Origin of the sequence: Nonomuraea salmonea, assembly GCF_042428605.1 — a bacterium.
In the GTDB taxonomy this organism is placed as follows: domain Bacteria; phylum Actinomycetota; class Actinomycetes; order Streptosporangiales; family Streptosporangiaceae; genus Nonomuraea; species Nonomuraea salmonea.
The window spans coordinates 87,652-102,997 of the sequence record NZ_JBHMCF010000042.1; the positions used below are offsets into that span (position 1 = coordinate 87,652).

Annotated in this window: 16 protein-coding genes and 2 pseudogenes; 13 read left to right on the plus strand and 5 right to left on the minus strand. The window is 70.7% G+C overall.

The genetic code is table 11. From position 1 onward, the window contains the following. Positions 1-78 precede the first annotated feature (78 nt). Positions 79-1,299, plus strand: coding sequence for a radical SAM family heme chaperone HemW (gene hemW / locus ACFFR3_RS38505; protein ID WP_379484739.1), 1,221 nt, complete (start codon positions 79-81; stop codon positions 1,297-1,299). On the opposite strand, the gene ACFFR3_RS38510 is transcribed toward hemW, so the two are convergent. Genes ACFFR3_RS38510 through ACFFR3_RS38520 form a run of 3 tightly spaced genes read right to left on the minus strand, consistent with a single transcriptional unit; the run spans position 1,296 to position 3,573 of the window. Continuing rightward, the gene (locus ACFFR3_RS38510) at positions 1,296-2,240 is read right to left on the minus strand and encodes a DUF4870 domain-containing protein (RefSeq protein WP_379484740.1); all 945 of its coding nucleotides are present in this window, start codon (positions 2,238-2,240) and stop codon (positions 1,296-1,298) included. The genes hemW and ACFFR3_RS38510 overlap by 4 nt on opposite strands. Further along, the gene (locus ACFFR3_RS38515) at positions 2,237-3,046 is read right to left on the minus strand and encodes a DUF3097 domain-containing protein (protein ID WP_364377722.1); all 810 of its coding nucleotides are present in this window, start codon (positions 3,044-3,046) and stop codon (positions 2,237-2,239) included. The genes ACFFR3_RS38510 and ACFFR3_RS38515 overlap by 4 nt, the downstream gene beginning before the upstream one ends. A 17-nt stretch (positions 3,047-3,063) precedes the next feature. After that, entirely contained in the window at positions 3,064-3,573 is a 510-nt protein-coding gene (locus ACFFR3_RS38520) for a hypothetical protein (RefSeq protein ID WP_364377720.1), read from the minus strand. Positions 3,574-3,988: 415 nt separating this feature from the next. Between ACFFR3_RS38520 and hrcA the strand changes: the two genes are divergently transcribed. The 3 genes from hrcA to ACFFR3_RS38535 are packed head-to-tail and all read left to right on the plus strand — an operon-like array spanning position 3,989 to position 6,878. After that, entirely contained in the window at positions 3,989-5,002 is a 1,014-nt protein-coding gene (gene hrcA, locus ACFFR3_RS38525; RefSeq protein ID WP_345399109.1) for a heat-inducible transcriptional repressor HrcA, read from the plus strand. A gap of 11 nt (positions 5,003-5,013) precedes the next feature. After that, entirely contained in the window at positions 5,014-6,156 is a 1,143-nt protein-coding gene (dnaJ, locus tag ACFFR3_RS38530; RefSeq protein WP_364377718.1) for a molecular chaperone DnaJ, read from the plus strand. After that, on the plus strand, positions 6,153-6,878 hold the full coding sequence (locus ACFFR3_RS38535; protein WP_379484741.1) for a 16S rRNA (uracil(1498)-N(3))-methyltransferase: 726 nt from the start codon (positions 6,153-6,155) through the stop codon (positions 6,876-6,878). The genes dnaJ and ACFFR3_RS38535 overlap by 4 nt, the downstream gene beginning before the upstream one ends. A gap of 62 nt (positions 6,879-6,940) precedes the next feature. Here ACFFR3_RS38535 and ACFFR3_RS38540 read toward each other — a convergent pair whose 3' ends face one another. Beyond that, the gene (locus ACFFR3_RS38540) at positions 6,941-7,603 is read right to left on the minus strand and encodes a hypothetical protein (RefSeq protein WP_379484742.1); all 663 of its coding nucleotides are present in this window, start codon (positions 7,601-7,603) and stop codon (positions 6,941-6,943) included. Beyond that, the gene (locus ACFFR3_RS38545) at positions 7,600-8,112 is read right to left on the minus strand and encodes a SigE family RNA polymerase sigma factor (protein ID WP_080047132.1); all 513 of its coding nucleotides are present in this window, start codon (positions 8,110-8,112) and stop codon (positions 7,600-7,602) included. The genes ACFFR3_RS38540 and ACFFR3_RS38545 overlap by 4 nt, the downstream gene beginning before the upstream one ends. Positions 8,113-8,390: 278 nt before the next feature. Between ACFFR3_RS38545 and ACFFR3_RS38550 the strand changes: the two genes are divergently transcribed. The 9 genes and pseudogenes from ACFFR3_RS38550 (at position 8,391) to era (ending at position 15,336) form a co-directional block, all read left to right on the plus strand. Next, positions 8,391-8,735: a histidine triad nucleotide-binding protein gene (locus tag ACFFR3_RS38550; RefSeq protein WP_345399115.1), complete on the plus strand. Its 345-nt coding sequence runs from the start codon at positions 8,391-8,393 to the stop codon at positions 8,733-8,735. A gap of 165 nt (positions 8,736-8,900) precedes the next feature. Further along, positions 8,901-9,605: pseudogene (locus tag ACFFR3_RS38555) on the plus strand (PhoH family protein); the annotation flags it as partial. A gap of 816 nt (positions 9,606-10,421) precedes the next feature. Next, positions 10,422-10,757 (plus strand): annotated as a pseudogene (locus tag ACFFR3_RS50280) (PhoH family protein); the annotation flags it as partial. Then, entirely contained in the window at positions 10,754-11,230 is a 477-nt protein-coding gene (gene ybeY / locus ACFFR3_RS38565; RefSeq protein ID WP_345399124.1) for an rRNA maturation RNase YbeY, read from the plus strand. The pseudogene ACFFR3_RS50280 and the gene ybeY, both read left to right, overlap by 4 nt. Further along, positions 11,227-12,540, plus strand: coding sequence for a hemolysin family protein (locus ACFFR3_RS38570; protein ID WP_345399127.1), 1,314 nt, complete (start codon positions 11,227-11,229; stop codon positions 12,538-12,540). Before ybeY ends, ACFFR3_RS38570 begins: the two co-directional genes overlap by 4 nt. Before the next feature lie 409 nt (positions 12,541-12,949). Then, positions 12,950-13,597, plus strand: a complete 648-nt coding sequence (locus ACFFR3_RS38575) for a hypothetical protein (RefSeq protein WP_379484743.1) — start codon at positions 12,950-12,952, stop codon at positions 13,595-13,597. Positions 13,598-13,607: 10 nt separating this feature from the next. Beyond that, positions 13,608-13,925 carry a cytidine deaminase-like protein gene (locus ACFFR3_RS38580; RefSeq protein WP_355419232.1) on the plus strand — a complete coding sequence of 106 codons (318 nt, stop codon included), beginning with the start codon at positions 13,608-13,610 and terminating at the stop codon, positions 13,923-13,925. Positions 13,926-13,932: 7 nt separating this feature from the next. Beyond that, entirely contained in the window at positions 13,933-14,409 is a 477-nt protein-coding gene (locus ACFFR3_RS38585) for an NUDIX domain-containing protein (protein ID WP_364377709.1), read from the plus strand. Positions 14,410-14,427: 18 nt separating this feature from the next. Further along, a complete protein-coding gene (era, locus tag ACFFR3_RS38590) occupies positions 14,428-15,336 on the plus strand; it encodes a GTPase Era (RefSeq protein ID WP_355419228.1) in 909 nt (302 codons plus the stop codon). The last annotated feature ends 10 nt before the right edge of the window (positions 15,337-15,346 follow it).

The following is a 15,346-nucleotide window of genomic DNA, read 5'->3' on the forward strand; positions in this document are numbered from 1 at the left end:
CGATCGTAGAGCCGCCCTGAGCCCTCGTCAACGACCCGCACCGGTCGGAGCACTGCGGGGGACGGGCACACTGGAAACGTGCCATCCATCCTGCCTGACGGCGATCCCGCGCCCACCTCGGGCGAGCTGCCCGACAGCGCCCTGCGCGGCCTCGGCGAGCGCCCGTTCGGCTTCTACGTGCACGTGCCGTTCTGCCTGACCCGCTGCGGCTACTGCGACTTCAACACCTACACCGCCTCCGAGCTGGGCCCCGGCGCCTCGCAGCGCGACTACGCCGACACGGTGATCGAGGAGATCCGCCTGGCGCGCCGCGTCCTGGGCGAGACCGACCTGCCGGTGGAGACGGTGTTCTTCGGCGGCGGCACCCCCACGCTGCTGCCTCCCGAAGACCTGGCACGCATCCTGGCCGCGATCGGCTCGGAGTTCGGGTTGCGGCCGGACGCCGAGGTCACCACCGAGGCCAACCCCGAGTCGGTCGATCCCTCGTCGCTGGAGAAGCTGCGCCACGGCGGCTTCAACCGCATCAGCTTCGGCATGCAGAGCGTACGCGAGCACGTGCTGCAGGTCCTCGACCGCCGCCACACGCCCGGCCGGGCCGCCGCGGCCGTCAGGGAGGCGCGCGCGGCCGGGTTCGAGCACGTCAACCTCGACCTGATCTACAGCACGCCGGGCGAGTCCGACGACGACTGGCGGGCCTCGCTGGGCGCGGCGATCGAGGCAGGGCCCGACCACGTGTCGGCGTACTCGCTGATCGTCGAGGAGGGCACCCGCCTGGCCGCGCGCATCAGGCGCGGTGAGCTGCCGATGCCCGACGACGACGTGGCCGCCGACCGCTACCTCATCGCCGACGAGCTGTTGTCCGCGGCCGGGTTCGCGTGGTACGAGGTGTCCAACTGGGCCGTCACCGACGACGCCCGCTGCCGCCACAACCTGCTCTACTGGACCGGCGGCGACTGGTGGGCGGCCGGCCCAGGAGCCCACAGCCACGTCGGCGGCACCCGCTGGTGGAACGTCAAGCACCCCGCCGCCTACGCCCAGCGCCTGGCCGCGGGCCACTCGCCGGCGCACGCCCGCGAGGTGCTCGGGCACGACGACCGCGACGCCGAACGCCTCATGCTGGAGCTGCGGCTGTCGTCCGGCTATCCGCTGGCCGAGGTCGCGCCCGCCGCGCGGCCCGTGGTGGCGAGCGCCCTGGCGCGGGGGCTGCTGGAGCCCGAGCCGTTCAAGGCGGGCCACATGGTGCTGACCCTCCAGGGCCGGCTGCTGGCCGACGCCCTGATCAGGGACCTGCTGGTCTAGGTGATCAGGCGGATGGAGATGGGGTAGCGGTAACGCTCGCCCCGGTACGTCGCCATCGCCGCCTGGATGTGGAAGATCAGCGACACGACGAAGACCGCCGGCAGCAGCAGGAAGCCGATGAACAGCAGCATCAGGAACGCGGACACGATGTAGCCGATGAACATGGTGATCTGGAAATTCAGCGCCTCCGCCGCCTGGTCCCTGACGTAGGGCGACTGGTCCTTGCGCATCACGTAGATGATGAGCGGGCCGATCCACGAGACCAGCAGGCCGAGGAGGTGGGCCAGCATCGCCATGGAGTTGTCGTCGGTGCCGGGGCGGGGGCCGAAGCGGCCGGGCACGTAGGGCTCGCCGGGGTGCTGCGGGTAGCCGTAGCCGGGCGGGGGCGGCGGATAGCCGGGCCGGCCGTAGCCGCCGGGCGGACCGTAGCCGCCGGGACCGCCGTAGGGGCCCTGCTGGCCGTAGCCGCTGGGCGGCTGCGGGTGGTAGATCGGCGCCGACCCGGGCTGCTGCCCGTAGGGGAGCTGCTGCCCGTAACCGGGCGCCGACCCGGGCTGCTGCCCGTAACCGGGCGCCGACCCGGGCTGCTGCCCGTAACCGGGCGCCGACCCGGGCTGCTGCCCGTAGCCGGACGACCCGGGCTGCTGCTCATAACCCGGCACGGAACCGGGCTGCTGCGAGTAACCCGGGGTGGAGCCGGGTTGCGGTGGGTAGCCGGACGTGGAGCCGGGTTGCTGGGGATGGCCGGGCGTGGAGCCGGGTTGCTGGGGGTGGACGGGTTGTTGTCCGTACGGTGGGGGCGGGCCGGGTTGGGGGCCCGAGCCGGGCGCGGGCGGCGGCAGGTCGGACGGGGTGACCCTGCGCGTGGCGTCGTCGTCCGCCGGGGCGAACCTGCGGGTGGCGTCGTCGTCGGCGGGCGGCGGGGTCGGGTCCTGGCTCATGGGGCCTCCGTAACGAAGTCGATCAGTTCCTCGACCCGGCCGAGCAGCGCCGGTTCCAGGTCCGTGTACGTCGAGACGGCGCCGAGAATGCGCCGCCACGCCTCCGCGGGCTCCATGCGCCAGCCCAGCGCGGCGATGACGCCCTCCTTCCATGGCACCCCGCGCGGCACGTCGGGCCAGGCCGGGATGCGCAGCACGGACGGCTTGACCGCCTGCCAGATGTCGACGAACGGATGCCCGACCACGAGCACGTCGGGCGAGGTGATCTCGGCGGCGATCCGGCTCTCCTTGGAGCCGGGCACCAGGTGGTCGACGAGCACGCCGAGGCGCCGCCCCGGCTCGGGGCCGAACTCGTCGACGATGGCGGGCAGGTGGTCGACGCCTTCGAGGTATTCGACGACGACGCCTTCGACCCGCAGGTCGTGGCCCCAGATCTTCTCGACGAGGGCGGCGTCGTGGACGCCCTCGACGTAGATGCGGCTCTGCCTGGCGACCCTGGCCCGCAGCCCTTCGACGGCGATCGAGCCCGACGCGCTGCGCCGAGGGCCGGTGGGGGCGGTGGCGGCGGGGCGTACGAGGGTCACGGGACGGCCTTCCAGCAGGAACGCCGCGGGCGCGAGCGGGAAGAGCCGGCGCTTGCCGAACCGGTCCTCCAGCGTGACGGCCTCCTTGTCACAGGCCACCACGGCGCCGCAGAAGCCGCTGTCGGCGTCCTCCACGACGAGGTCCGGCTCCGCGGGCACCTTGGGGATCTTGCCCTTGCCCGGCCGCCGCCAATTTCCCGCCAGTACATCGCCCTCGTACACACGGGGACCGTAGCAAATCACCCGCTCACTGCAAGGCGCTTCCGCGCGCCGCTGCGGCGGACGAGGACGACGATCGTGCCGGCGATGGCGGCGAGCAGCCCGGCGCCCGGCAGGGCCACGAGGGCGATGAGGCCGTCGGCGACGCCGTTCACGACGGAGTAGGAGTCGCGGCCGACGCCGTAGCGCACGGTGGCGTCCTCCTGGTTGACGCAGGTGAGCTGGTAGTCGCCCTTGGCCGGCGCGTTGATCACCAGGAACTGCTCCCACACGGCGTCGCCGGCCGACACCGTACGCCGGTCGGGGGTCTTGGCCAGCTTGGCCTCGCCGCTGATCGAGCAGTCGTAGGTGACGGCGGTGTCGCTGGCGAGGTAGACGCCCGGCTTCTCGGCCGGGTCGACCGTCACCGTGACGCTTTCGCCGGACGCGAACGTCTGCTTGGGCACCAGGTCGGTCGCGCCGCCCAGGCCGGTGGCGAACAGCACGCCGCCGGCCGCCAGGCAGGCCACGAACACGCCCCAGACGGCCACCAGCCACCAGCGGCTGGGCTTTATGGCTTTGGAGTCGATTCGTGGTGGAAATTGGGCCTGTTGGCCGTATTGTCCGTACTGAGATGGCGGGCCGAACTGAGCGGGGTCACCGTACTGCGGTGGCCCCTGTCCGAACGGAGGCTGTTGCCCGTACTGGGGTGGTCCCTGCGGCGGCTGTCCCTGTGGGGGCGGTCCGTACTGGGGCGGACCGTAGCCTGGCGGCGGGCCGTACGCCGGGGGCCGGGAATCGTCGGTCATGAGGGCAAGTGTGGGGCCTGTCGCTCACAGGAAGCCAGACAGCAGTTGGGACGCGGTGTTATCGCACCTTGTGGGCGAGAGCCGTACACTTGGCACTCGGGAACACAGAGTGCTAGACACCACGTTCCTGTAAGGGACAGAGGCAGGAGGTGAGCACGTGCTCGACGATCGGAAGCTGGCGGTGCTCCGGGCCATTGTCGAAGACTACGTGTCCACCAACGAACCGGTGGGCTCCAAGGCGCTGGCCGAGCGTCACAATCTGAAGGTCTCCCCGGCGACGGTCAGGAACGACATGGCCGCGCTGGAAGAGGAAGGCTACATCACCCAGCCCCACACCAGCGCGGGCCGCGTGCCGACGGACAAGGGCTATCGCCTGTTCGTCGACCGGCTCTCGCAGGTCAAGCCGTTGTCGGGGGCCGAGCGGCGGGCGATCGAGACGTTCCTCGCCGGCGCGGTCGACCTCGACGACGTCGTCACCCGCACGGTCCGGCTGCTCGCGCAGCTGACCAGGCAGGTGGCGGTCGTGCAATACCCGACGCTCAACCGTTCGACGGTCCGGCACGTCGAGCTCGTCCCGCTGACCGACCGGCGGGTCATGCTCGTGCTGATCACCAACACCGGCCGCGTCGAGCAGCGCGTGGTGGAGCTGCCCGAAGTGGTGGAGGACCACCGCATCGCCAACCTGCGCGCCGTGCTCAACGCCTGCCTCGACGGCTGCGGCCTGAGCAGCGTGCCCGAGCTGGTGGCCGACCTGCCGGAAAGACTCCCGGTCGAAGACCGGCCCGCCGCGGCGACGATCCTCTCAGTGCTGCTCGAGACGCTGGTCGAGCGGCACGACGAGAAGATCGTGTTCGCCGGCGCGGCCAACCTCGCCGGCGCCGACTTCGCCACCGGCCTGCGCGACGTGCTGGAGGCGCTTGAGGAGCACGTCGTCCTCATGCGGCTGCTCGGCGAGACAACCTCAGACACCCCGTCCGCGCTCACCGTGCGCATCGGCTCGGAAAACCCCTACCTGAGGGGCACATCCATCGTCGCGACCGGATACGGTTCTGGCGACAACCAACTGGCCCGGCTCGGCGTTCTGGGGCCGACCAGGATGGACTATCCCGTGACGATGGGCGCCGTACGCGCGGTGGCACGCTACGTCAGCCAGATCCTGGCTGCATCATAAGAGGTCGATAAGTGGCAAACAGCGACTACTACGCCACCCTCGGGGTGCGCCGTGACGCGAGTCAGGACGAGATCAAGAAGGCGTATCGCCGGCTCGCCCGAGAGCTGCACCCTGACGTGAACCCCGATCCTGACACGCAGGAGCGGTTCAAAGAGATCACGCAGGCCTACGAGGTGCTGTCCGACCCGAACAAGCGCCAGATGTACGACCTGGGTGGCGACCCCTTCGGCGGCGGCGCGGGAGCGGGCGCCGGCGCGGGAGGCTTCGGAGCGGGCTTCCCGTTCAGCGACATCATGGACGCCTTCTTCGGCACCGCCACCGGTGCCAGGGGGCCCCGCTCACGTGCCCGCAGGGGCCGCAACGCCACCATCAGGGTCGAGCTCGACCTGCGCGAGACGGCGTTCGGCACGACCCGCGAGCTGGCCGTCGACACGGCCGTGCTGTGCGACATCTGCCACGGCGCCGGCACCGCGCCCGGCACCCACCCCGACACCTGCGACATGTGCAGCGGGCGCGGCGAGATCTCCCAGGTGACACGGTCCTTCCTGGGCCAGGTCATGACCTCGCGGCCCTGCCCGCAGTGCGGCGGCTTCGGCACCATCATCCGCAACCCCTGCCAGGAGTGCTCCGGCGACGGCCGGGTGCGCACCCGCCGTACGATCAAGGTCCGCATCCCCGCGGGCGTCGAGGACGGCACCCACATCCAGCTCGCCGGCGAGGGCGAGGTCGGCCCGGGCGGCGGCCCGCCCGGCGACCTGTTCCTCGAGATCGTCGAGCGGCCCCACGAGATCTTCGAACGGCGCGGCGACGACCTCCACTGCACCGTCCAGATCCCGATGACGGCCGCCGCGCTCGGCACCGTGCTGACCGTCGAGACCCTCGACGGCGCCGAGGAGATCGACGTCCGGCCCGGCACGCAGTCGGGCCAGGTCATCACCATGTACGGCAGAGGCGTCCAGCGGCTCAACGAGTCCGGCAGGGGCGACCTGCTCATCCACGTCAACGTCGAGACGCCGAGCCGTCTCGACGCGGCTCAGGAAGAGCTGCTGCGCGAGCTGGCCAGGCAGCGAGGTGAGGAGCGCCCGCCTGGCAAGTTCGCACCGGGCCAGCAGGGTTTTTTCTCCCGCCTGCGTGACGCGTTCAACGGCCGGTGACGGCTCCGGTCTTCCTGAGCGCGCACCTCGAAGGGCCCGAGCTGACGCTCGACGGCCCCGAGGGGCGGCACGCGGCCTCCGTACGCCGGTTGCGCGCCGGTGAGCGGGTCGACCTCACCGACGGGGCGGGCGGGGTGGCCGAGTGCGTCGTACGCGAGGCGCTGAAGGACGCGCTGCGGCTCGAGGTGCTGCACCGCTACGACGTCGAGCCGCCGCGGCCCCGGCTGGTGGTCGTCCAGGGGCTGCCCAAGGGCGACAGGGGCGAGCTGGCGGTCGAGATGATGACCGAGGCCGGCGTCGACGTGATCGTGCCGTGGGCGGCGGCCCGCAGCATCACCCAGTGGAAGGGCGACAAGGTCGCCAAGGCCCTCGGCCGCTGGCGCTCCACCGCGCGCGAGGCGGGCAAGCAGGCCCGCCGCTTCCACCTGCCCGAGGTGGCCGACCTCGCCTCCACGGCAAGCGTCGAGCGGCTGCTGGCGGAGGCGGCGCTCGGGCTGGTGCTGCACGAGGAGGCCGCCGAGCCGCTGTCGGGCGTGGCGCTGCCGGCGGGCGGCGACGTCGTCATGGTGGTGGGGCCGGAAGGCGGGGTCTCGGAGGAGGAGCTGGAGCGGTTCAGGGCGGCCAAGGCGGAGCCGGTGCTGCTCGGGCCTACGGTGCTGCGCACGTCCACGGCGGGGGTGGCGGCGGCCGCCGTGCTCTTCAGCCGCACGGGCCGCTGGTGAGCCGCTAGGGGTGCTCTGCGCGTCTTGCCGCGGGGCGAGCTGTCTTGCCCGGCGATGAGCCTCTAGGGCGTGGTCTGCGTGTCCTGCAGGGGGGTCGCCTCGACGGGCGGCGTCTCGGTCATCTCGTCGTCCGGCGGGCACTGCTCCGGCGGGCACGACGGCGGCGCGGACGTCTCGATCATGGTGGGCGACGGTGTCGGCGTCGGCGACGGCGAGAGAGTGGGGCAGTCGGACGGCGGCTCGGCTTCCTCGGCGAGCGCCGAAGGACACGGGGTCGTGGTGGGCGTGGGGGTGGGCGACGGAGACGGCCTGCTGGTCGACTCGGCCTTACGGGTCGGCTTGGGCGAGGTGGGCGACGGCGTCGCCGGGATCACCACCGCGGGCGGCGACTGACGGGGCGGCACGCTGGTCGCGGGCGGATCGATGGACCGGGTGGTCGAGGAGTTGGACGGCACCTTGCTCGTCTCGTCGTCCACGATCCGCACGGGCGCCTGATCGATGATCTGGGAGCGCAGGCCGGGGACGGCGAACACGATCGCGCCCGCCACCAGCACCGCGCTGGCCGCGGCCGCTCCCGCGCGCCACCAGAACAGATTGCGTACGCCCCGCCGCTCGATGCGGGCACGGATGATCTCCAGTCCGTCCGGCGAGGGCACGACCGCGTCCGCCTCCGCGCGGAGCGCACGGCGCAGCAGGTCGCCGTACTCGTCGGGGGGCTGGGTCATGACATTTTCTCCAGGACCGATCGCAAGGCGGCCATGCCACGTGCCGTGTGGCTCTTGACCGCCCCCTTGCTGATGCCCATGGCGTGGGCGATCTCAGCTTCGGACAGATCACCGTAGTAGCGTAGAACCAGAGCCTCTCTCTGTCGGGTCGGAAGGGCACGTAATGCCTCGATCACGGCAGAACGTTCCAGTTCGCCGATGGCGCCGTTCTCGGCGCTCGGCGCGTCGGGCAGACCTTTGGGAGCATACTTCTCGACGACCGCGCGGTGGCGCAGCACCGACCTGGACCGGTTGACGACTGACTGGCGCAGGTAGGCAAGTGCTTTGTCGGGATCACGCAGCCTGCGCCAGGCGCCATGGATGGCGACGAACGCATCCTGCACGACTTCCTCAGCTGTTGCTATGTCGCGCACCAGCAACACAGCGAGACGCACCAATGACCGAAAATGCGCACTGTACAGCGCCGTAACGGCCATGTCGGCATCCCACCCGACCGGCACCGCCCCCATCGACCTGTCGGCCAGAAGGGTTTCGGTGGTCACATCAGTGGGACGCGCGGCCTTCCCAGAGGGTTTACGCTCTTCCGGTTCTGGAGGTTTCCCCGGTTCCTTAGGGTGCATTACCCAGTCGTGTCCTCGCCAGGTGGCGCTCGCCCGACCCTGAATCGTCTTTTCTGCTGAAGTGTCGCACACTCACCCTAACCTTGTGGATCTTCCTGCGCACGACACAGCTGATTACCGATTCGCAACGGACTCACCGACGGCGGCGCCCTCGGTAGGCTGATCGAGTGAGCGATTGCCTCTTCTGCAAAATCGTCGCCAAGGAGATTCCCGCCGAGATCGTTTACGAAACCGGCCGGACCCTGGCGTTCCAGGACATCAACCCGCAGGCGCCGACCCACGTGCTGGTGATCCCCAAGGAACACCACGCCAACGCCGCCGCGCTCGCCGCGGCCGACGACGGGCTCGCCGACGAGGTGCTCAAGACCGCGCACGAGGTCGCCGTGCTCGGCGGCGTCTCCGAGAGCGGCTACCGCGTCGTCTTCAACACCGGTCCAGGCGCCGGTCAGACCGTCTTCCACGTACACGCCCACGTGCTCGGCGGGCGCGATCTCACCTGGCCGCCCGGCTGACGGCCTGGGCAGGCCGGGCGCAGTGATCGGCGCAGTGATCGGCGCGGTGATCACCGCGGTGATCACCGCGGTGATATTGACGCGAGCAATCGGCCTGGCCCCGGATACGATGGGCGGAGAAGAACTCCGAAAGAGACCGGGAGGCATCAGGCCGCTGGCCTGCCCATGTCTGAACTACACGAATCCCGACGCACAGCACCTCCCTCGCGGACTCAAGCGAAGGTGCTGATACCGGACGAATACCCGATGGTCAGCCTCCTGGGCTCCCGCGACGAGCTGCTACGCGTCATCGAGGGTGCCTTCCGGGCCGACATCCACGTACGCGGCAACGAGATCACCGTCACCGGCAGCCCCGACGAGAGCGGCACCGTCGTGCGCCTCTTCGAAGAGCTCGTCGAAGTCCTGCGCAGCGGCGGAGAGCTCACCCCCGACGCGGTCGAGCGCAGCATCGCCATGCTCCGCATGACCTCCGACCGGCCCGCCGAGGTGCTCTCGCTCGACATCCTGTCCTCGCGCGGCCGCACCATCCGCCCCAAGACCGTCAACCAGAAGCGCTATGTCGACGCCATCGACGACCACACCATCGTCTTCGGCATCGGCCCCGCCGGCACCGGCAAGACCTACCTCGCCATGGCCAAGGCGGTGCGCGCGCTGCAGGAGAAGCGGGTCAACCGCATCATCCTGACCCGGCCGGCGGTCGAGGCGGGCGAGCGCCTGGGCTTCCTGCCCGGCACGCTCTACGAGAAGATCGACCCCTACCTGCGCCCGCTCTACGACGCGCTGCACGACATGGTCGACCCCGACTCCATCCCCAAGCTGATGGCGGCGGGCACGATCGAGGTCGCGCCGCTGGCCTACATGCGCGGCCGGGCCCAGCCGGTGGACAGCCAGGTGCTGACCCCCGACGGCTGGCGGGCGATCGGCGAGCTGGAGGTCGGCGACCTCGTCGTCGGCTCCGACGGCGAGCCGACTCCCGTGCTGGGGGTCTATCCGCAGGGCGAGAAGACGATCTACCGGCTGTCCAGCGACGACGGCGCCTCCGTGCTCGCCAGCGAAGACCACCTGTGGACCGTCCGCGACGGCGCGGGTGAGCCGTGGCGGGTGCTGGAGACCAAGCAGCTGCTCGGCGAGCGCCGGTGGGAGCTGCCGATGCTCACCGCGCCGGTCCGCTTCCCCGAGCGTGCGGTGCCGATGGATCCGTACGCGCTGGGCCAGCTCCTCGGTGACGGCCGGGACGTCGAGCCGCGCACGAGCGGCCACCACCCGGCAGGGCGCTCCGGCGGCGCCATGACGCTCACCCATCCGCTCGCCGAGCTGGGCCTGGCGGGCCGCACGGCGGCCACGACGTTCGTGCCCGAGGTCTATCTCCGCAACACGCCGGAGATCAGGCTCGCGCTGCTCCAGGGCCTGCTCGACGCGGCCGGGACGGTCACCGAGGACGGCCCGCGCTTCACCACCGGCTCCGAGCGGCTCCGCGACGACGTGATCGCCCTCGTGCGGTCGCTCGGCGGCGTGGCCTACGCGAGCCGGGAGGAGGCGTACGTCCTCGACATCCGCCTGCCCGGAACGAGGCCCGCGCGGCACATCGCGCGCATCGAGCCGGCCGGCACCGCCGAGTGCGTGTGCATCCAGGTGGCGGCCGAGGACTCCCTCTACGTCACCGAGGGCCACCTCCTCACCCACAACACGCTCAACGACGCCTTCATCATCCTCGACGAGGCGCAAAACTCCTCGGCCGAGCAGATGAAGATGTTCCTGACCAGGCTCGGGTTCAACTCGAAGATCGTGGTAACCGGTGACGTCACGCAGGTCGACCTGCCCTCGGGCACGGTCAGCGGGCTGCGGGTGGTGCAGGAGATCCTCGAGGGCATCCCCGACATCCACTTCGCCCGGCTGACCAGCTCCGACGTGGTGCGGCACAAGCTCGTCAGCGACATCGTCGACGCCTACGGGCGCTACGACGCCACGCAGGCGGCCCAGGAGCCGAAGGCGATCCAGCAGCGAGGGAAGCGGCGGCCGTGAGCATCGAGATCAACAACGAGTCGGGCGTCGGGGTCGACGAGGAGAGCATCGTCGCCCTGGCCGCCCACGTGCTCGGCGAGATGGGCATCAACCCGCTCGCCGAGCTGTCCATCGTGGTCGTCGACGAGGACGCCATGGCGGAGCTGCACGAGAAGTGGATGGGCGAGCCGGGCCCGACCGACGTGCTGGCCTTCCCGATGGACGAGCTGCGGCCCGGAGGCGGCGCGCGCGGCGAGTCCGAGGGGCCGGTCGACCCGGCGCTGCTGGGCGACGTCGTGCTGTGCCCGCAGGTGGCGGCCAGACAGGCGAAGGAGGCCGGGCACAGCACGGCCGACGAGCTCGAGCTGCTGTGCACCCATGGCATCCTGCATCTGCTCGGCTACGATCATGCCGAGCCGGAGGAGCACAAGGAGATGTTCGGACTGCAGTCCCGGCTCCTCGAGTCGTGGCAGGAGGTGCGCAACCCGCGGTGAACGCCTGGTTGCTGTCGGCCATCGCGCTCGTCGTCGTCGGTGGCCTGATCGCCAGTGCGGAAACGGCGCTGACACGCATCTCCCGGGTGCGTGCCGACGAATACGTCCGTGAGGCGCGGCGCGGTGCCGCGCGGTTGCAGACGATCGTGACCGATCCGCCGCGCTACCTGAACCTGCTGCTACTGCTGCGGCTGAGCTGCGAGCTGGTCGCGACGGTGATCGCGACGCTGCTCTTCATCGACCTGCTCGACGACCAGGGCTGGGCCTACTTCTGGGCCGCGGCTGTGATGATCGTGATCAGCTACGTCGTGGTCGGCGTCATGCCGCGCACGCTGGGCCGCCAGCACGCCGAGCCGGTCGCGCTGGCCAGCGCGCCGATCGTGTACGGCCTGACCCGCATCTTCGGCCCGCTGCCCAAGCTGCTCATCCTGCTGGGCAACGCGCTGACGCCCGGCAAGGGGTTCCGCGACGGCCCGTTCACCTCGGAGGCCGAGCTGCGTGACCTGGTCGACCTGGCCGAGGAGCGCCGGGTGATCGAGCCGGACGAGCGCGAGATGATCCACTCGGTGTTCGAGCTGGGCGACACGCTCGTCCGCGAGGTCATGGTGCCCCGCACCGACATGGTCTACATCGAGCGGTCCAAGACCATCAGCCAGGCGCTGTCGCTGGCGCTGCGCAGCGGGTTCTCCCGCATCCCCGTGGTGGGCGAGAACGAGGACGACGTCATCGGCATCGCCTACCTCAAGGACATCGCCCGCAAGATCCACGAGTCGGGCGAGGGCGGGGGCAAGGAGACGATCGAGTCGATCCTGCGGCCGGCCGCGTACGTGCCGGAGAGCAAGCCCATCGACCAGCTCATGCGGGAGATGCAGGCCCGCCAGATCCACATCGCGATCGTCATCGACGAGTACGGCGGCACCGCCGGGCTGGTCACGATCGAGGACGTCCTGGAGGAGATCGTCGGGGAGATCACCGACGAGTACGACCAGGAGGCCCCCCGCGTCGAGCCCATGGACGACGGCGGCATGCGGGTCACCGCTCGCATGCCGGTCGACGAGCTGGGCGAGCTGTTCGACACCGAGATCGAGGTCGACGACGTCGAGACCGTGGGCGGGCTGCTGGCCCACGCGCTGGGCCGGGTGCCGATCGCCGGTTCGCACGCGGAGGTGGCCGGGCTGTCGCTGACGGCGGAGAGCCTGGCCGGGCGGCGTAACCGCATCAGCACGGTGGTGGTGCGGCGGGTGGCGCCGCCGCCGGACGAGGTCGTCCCCGCCACCGCCGAGCGCGAGCGGTCCAACGGACGGGAGTGAGCGTGCACGAGGGCCGGCGGTGAGCGTGCACGAGGGCCGGCGGTGAGCGTGCACGAGGACCGGCGGTGAGCGGGCGCGAAGGTCGGCGGTGAGCGGGCAAGACAGCGGCGAATGCGGACGAAACGGCAAGCGTTCTACAAGTCAACTGCAAGCCGCCTCCGGCACTCTCAAATCACGACATCCAGTGCGGTGGGTGTCTACAGGGGAATCGTCCGAAGGCCGGGTGGGGTTCGCGGCCTGACGACGATCCCGGGGGGACGACGGCGTCACGATCCTGGTCGCGACGCTGGTCGGCGTAAAGGGTGTTCTCGTCCTGATCAGGGCGGGGGCACCCTTTTTGCGTATTGGTGGTCACTCCGGTGGATTGCCGCATTCCTCGTGCGGGGAAGCCACCGATCAAGGGGGGACCATGAAACGAAGACCAGGGATCGGCGCCTGCGCGCTGCTGACCTGCCTCCTGGCGGGTTGCGGCGGCGGTGGAGCCGAGAGCTTCCTCGACGCACAGGCCATGGCGCAACTGCGCGAGGTGGTCAGCAAGGAGCAGCCACGCCTGCCCGACGGCTTCACGATCAGGCCGGAGCAGGCCTGGCGGATGCCGTTCGGGCAGGCGGACAGGAACTGCCGGGCCGTGCTGGAACCGGCCGGCGGGCAGGCGCCCGGGCAGGCGCTGACCGCGCAGGCCGCGGTCAGCTACCTCGGCGACGGGCTGGGTGAGCAGGCCGGGGTCGGCCTCGCCAGGTACGCCAACCAGGAAGCGGAAGAGCACCTCGACGCCCTGTCGGAGGCGATGCGCAACTGCCGCGAAGTGCACACGTCCAGCGGCACCGACATGCTGCTGCACGAGCTGCCCATCGAGCAGGCGGTGCAGCAGGCGGCCGACGACGCCGTGGGCGCGCGGTTCAGCGGGCGGCTCAACGGCTACCCGTACGCGCTGGACGTCGTGCTCGCCCGCGTCGGTGACACGCTGGTGTCGGTGGTGCACACCGGGATGAACGACGTGGACACCGAGCGTACGCGTAAGGTCGTCGAGGCGGCGATCTCCATGGTCAACGCCTAACCTAGAGCGCGTGACACTCGATCCCGAAGACAGCAAGATCATCACGTTGGCCCGCGCCGCCAGGGCGCGCAACGGCTCCGCCGAGGGCGCGGCCGTGCGCGACGAGACGGGCCGCACCTACTCGGCGACGAACGTGGCCCTGTCCGCGCTCACGCTCTCAGCCGTGCAGGTGGCGGTGGCCATGGCCGTCTCCAGCGGCGCGCGCTCGCTCGAAGCGGTGGCGCTGGTGAGCGAGGGCGACCCGAGCCCCGCCGACGAGGCGGTGGCGGCCGAGCTGGGTGCGGGCAAGCTGCTGCTGGCCGGTCCCGACGGCACCCTGCGAGGCTGACATGCCCATGTCGCCATTTTTGGCGAGGTTGCGGGAGAAGGTCGGCACGGATCTGCTCATGCTGCCGTCGGTCACCGGGTTCGTGTTCGACGACGCCGGCCGCATGCTGCTGGCCCGCCACGGCGACGTGGGGCTGTGGGCGGCGCCCGGCGGCGGCGTCGATCCCGACGAGCGGCCCGAGGCGGCCGTGCTGCGGGAGCTGCGCGAGGAGCTGGGCGTCGAGATCGAGGTGCTCGGGCTGGTCGGCGTCTACGGCGGGCCCGAGTTCCGTACGGTCTATCCCAACGGGCACGAGGTCGGCTACGTCATCACCGGCTACGGCTGCCGGCTCGCGCCCGGATCCCCCGCGCCGCGGCCCGACGGCGTCGAGATCAACGACTGCCGCTGGGTGGCCGAAGAGGAGCTGAGCGGCCTCGACACCACCGCCTGGACACCCGGCGTGCTGCCGCTCGCCTACGCCTGGTGGCGTGAACACGCCGGTTGATGGGCCACAATGCACTATGTGACTTCGCCAGACAACCATCGCGCCGGATTCGCCTGCTTCGTGGGGAGGCCGAACGTCGGCAAGTCCACGCTGATGAACGCCCTGGTCGGCACCAAAGTGGCGATCACCTCGTCCAAGCCGCAGACCACCAGGCGCGTCATCAGGGGCATCGTGCACCGGCCCGACGCCCAGCTCATCATCGTCGACACCCCCGGCCTCCACCGCCCCCGCACGCTGCTCGGCGAGCGGCTCGACAGCCTCGTGCTGTCCACGCTGACCGAGGTCGACGTGATCGGGTTCTGCGTTCCGGCCAACGAGCCCATCGGCAAGGGCGACCGGTTCATCGCCGACAAGCTGTCGGCCGTGAAGAAGACGCCCGTCATCGCGGTGGTCACCAAGTGCGACCTGGCGAGCAAGGAGCAGATCGCCCAGCAGTTGCTCGCGGTGTCGCAGATCGCGGAGTTCGCGGCGATCGTGCCCGTCTCGGCCGAGTCGGGCGACCAGCTCGACGTCGTCGCCGACGTGCTGATCGAGCACCTGCCCGAGTCGCCGCCGCTCTACGAGGGCGGCCAGCTCACCGACGAGCCCGAGCAGGTGCTGGTCGGTGAGCTGATCAGGGAGGCGGCGCTGGAGGGCGTACGCGACGAGCTGCCCCACTCCATCGCCGTGGTCGTCGACGAGATGCTGCCCAGGGAGGGGCGCGACGACCTGCTCGACATCTACGCCCACATGTTCGTCGAACGGCCCTCACAGAAGGCCATCGTCATCGGGCACAAGGGCGAGCGGCTGCGCGAGGTCGGCACCAAGGCCCGCAAGCAGATCGAGGCGCTGCTCGGCACCCGCGTCTATCTCGACCTGCGCATCAGCGTGGCCAAAGACTGGCAGCGCGACCCCAAGCAGCTGCGCCGGCTCGGCTTCTACGACTGATACTCGCGCG

Excerpts from the sequence above, each read along its gene's own strand:
- ACFFR3_RS38510 (WP_379484740.1), bottom strand. The coding sequence starts at position 2,240 with ATGAGCCAGGACCCGACCCCGCCGCCCGCCGACGACGACGCCACCCGC.
- ACFFR3_RS38540 (WP_379484742.1), bottom strand. The coding sequence starts at position 7,603 with ATGACCCAGCCCCCCGACGAGTACGGCGACCTGCTGCGCCGTGCGCTC.
- ACFFR3_RS38545 (WP_080047132.1), bottom strand. The coding sequence starts at position 8,112 with ATGGGGGCGGTGCCGGTCGGGTGGGATGCCGACATGGCCGTTACGGCG.
- ACFFR3_RS38575 (WP_379484743.1), top strand. The coding sequence starts at position 12,950 with ATGAAACGAAGACCAGGGATCGGCGCCTGCGCGCTGCTGACCTGCCTC.
- ACFFR3_RS38585 (WP_364377709.1), top strand. The coding sequence starts at position 13,933 with ATGTCGCCATTTTTGGCGAGGTTGCGGGAGAAGGTCGGCACGGATCTG.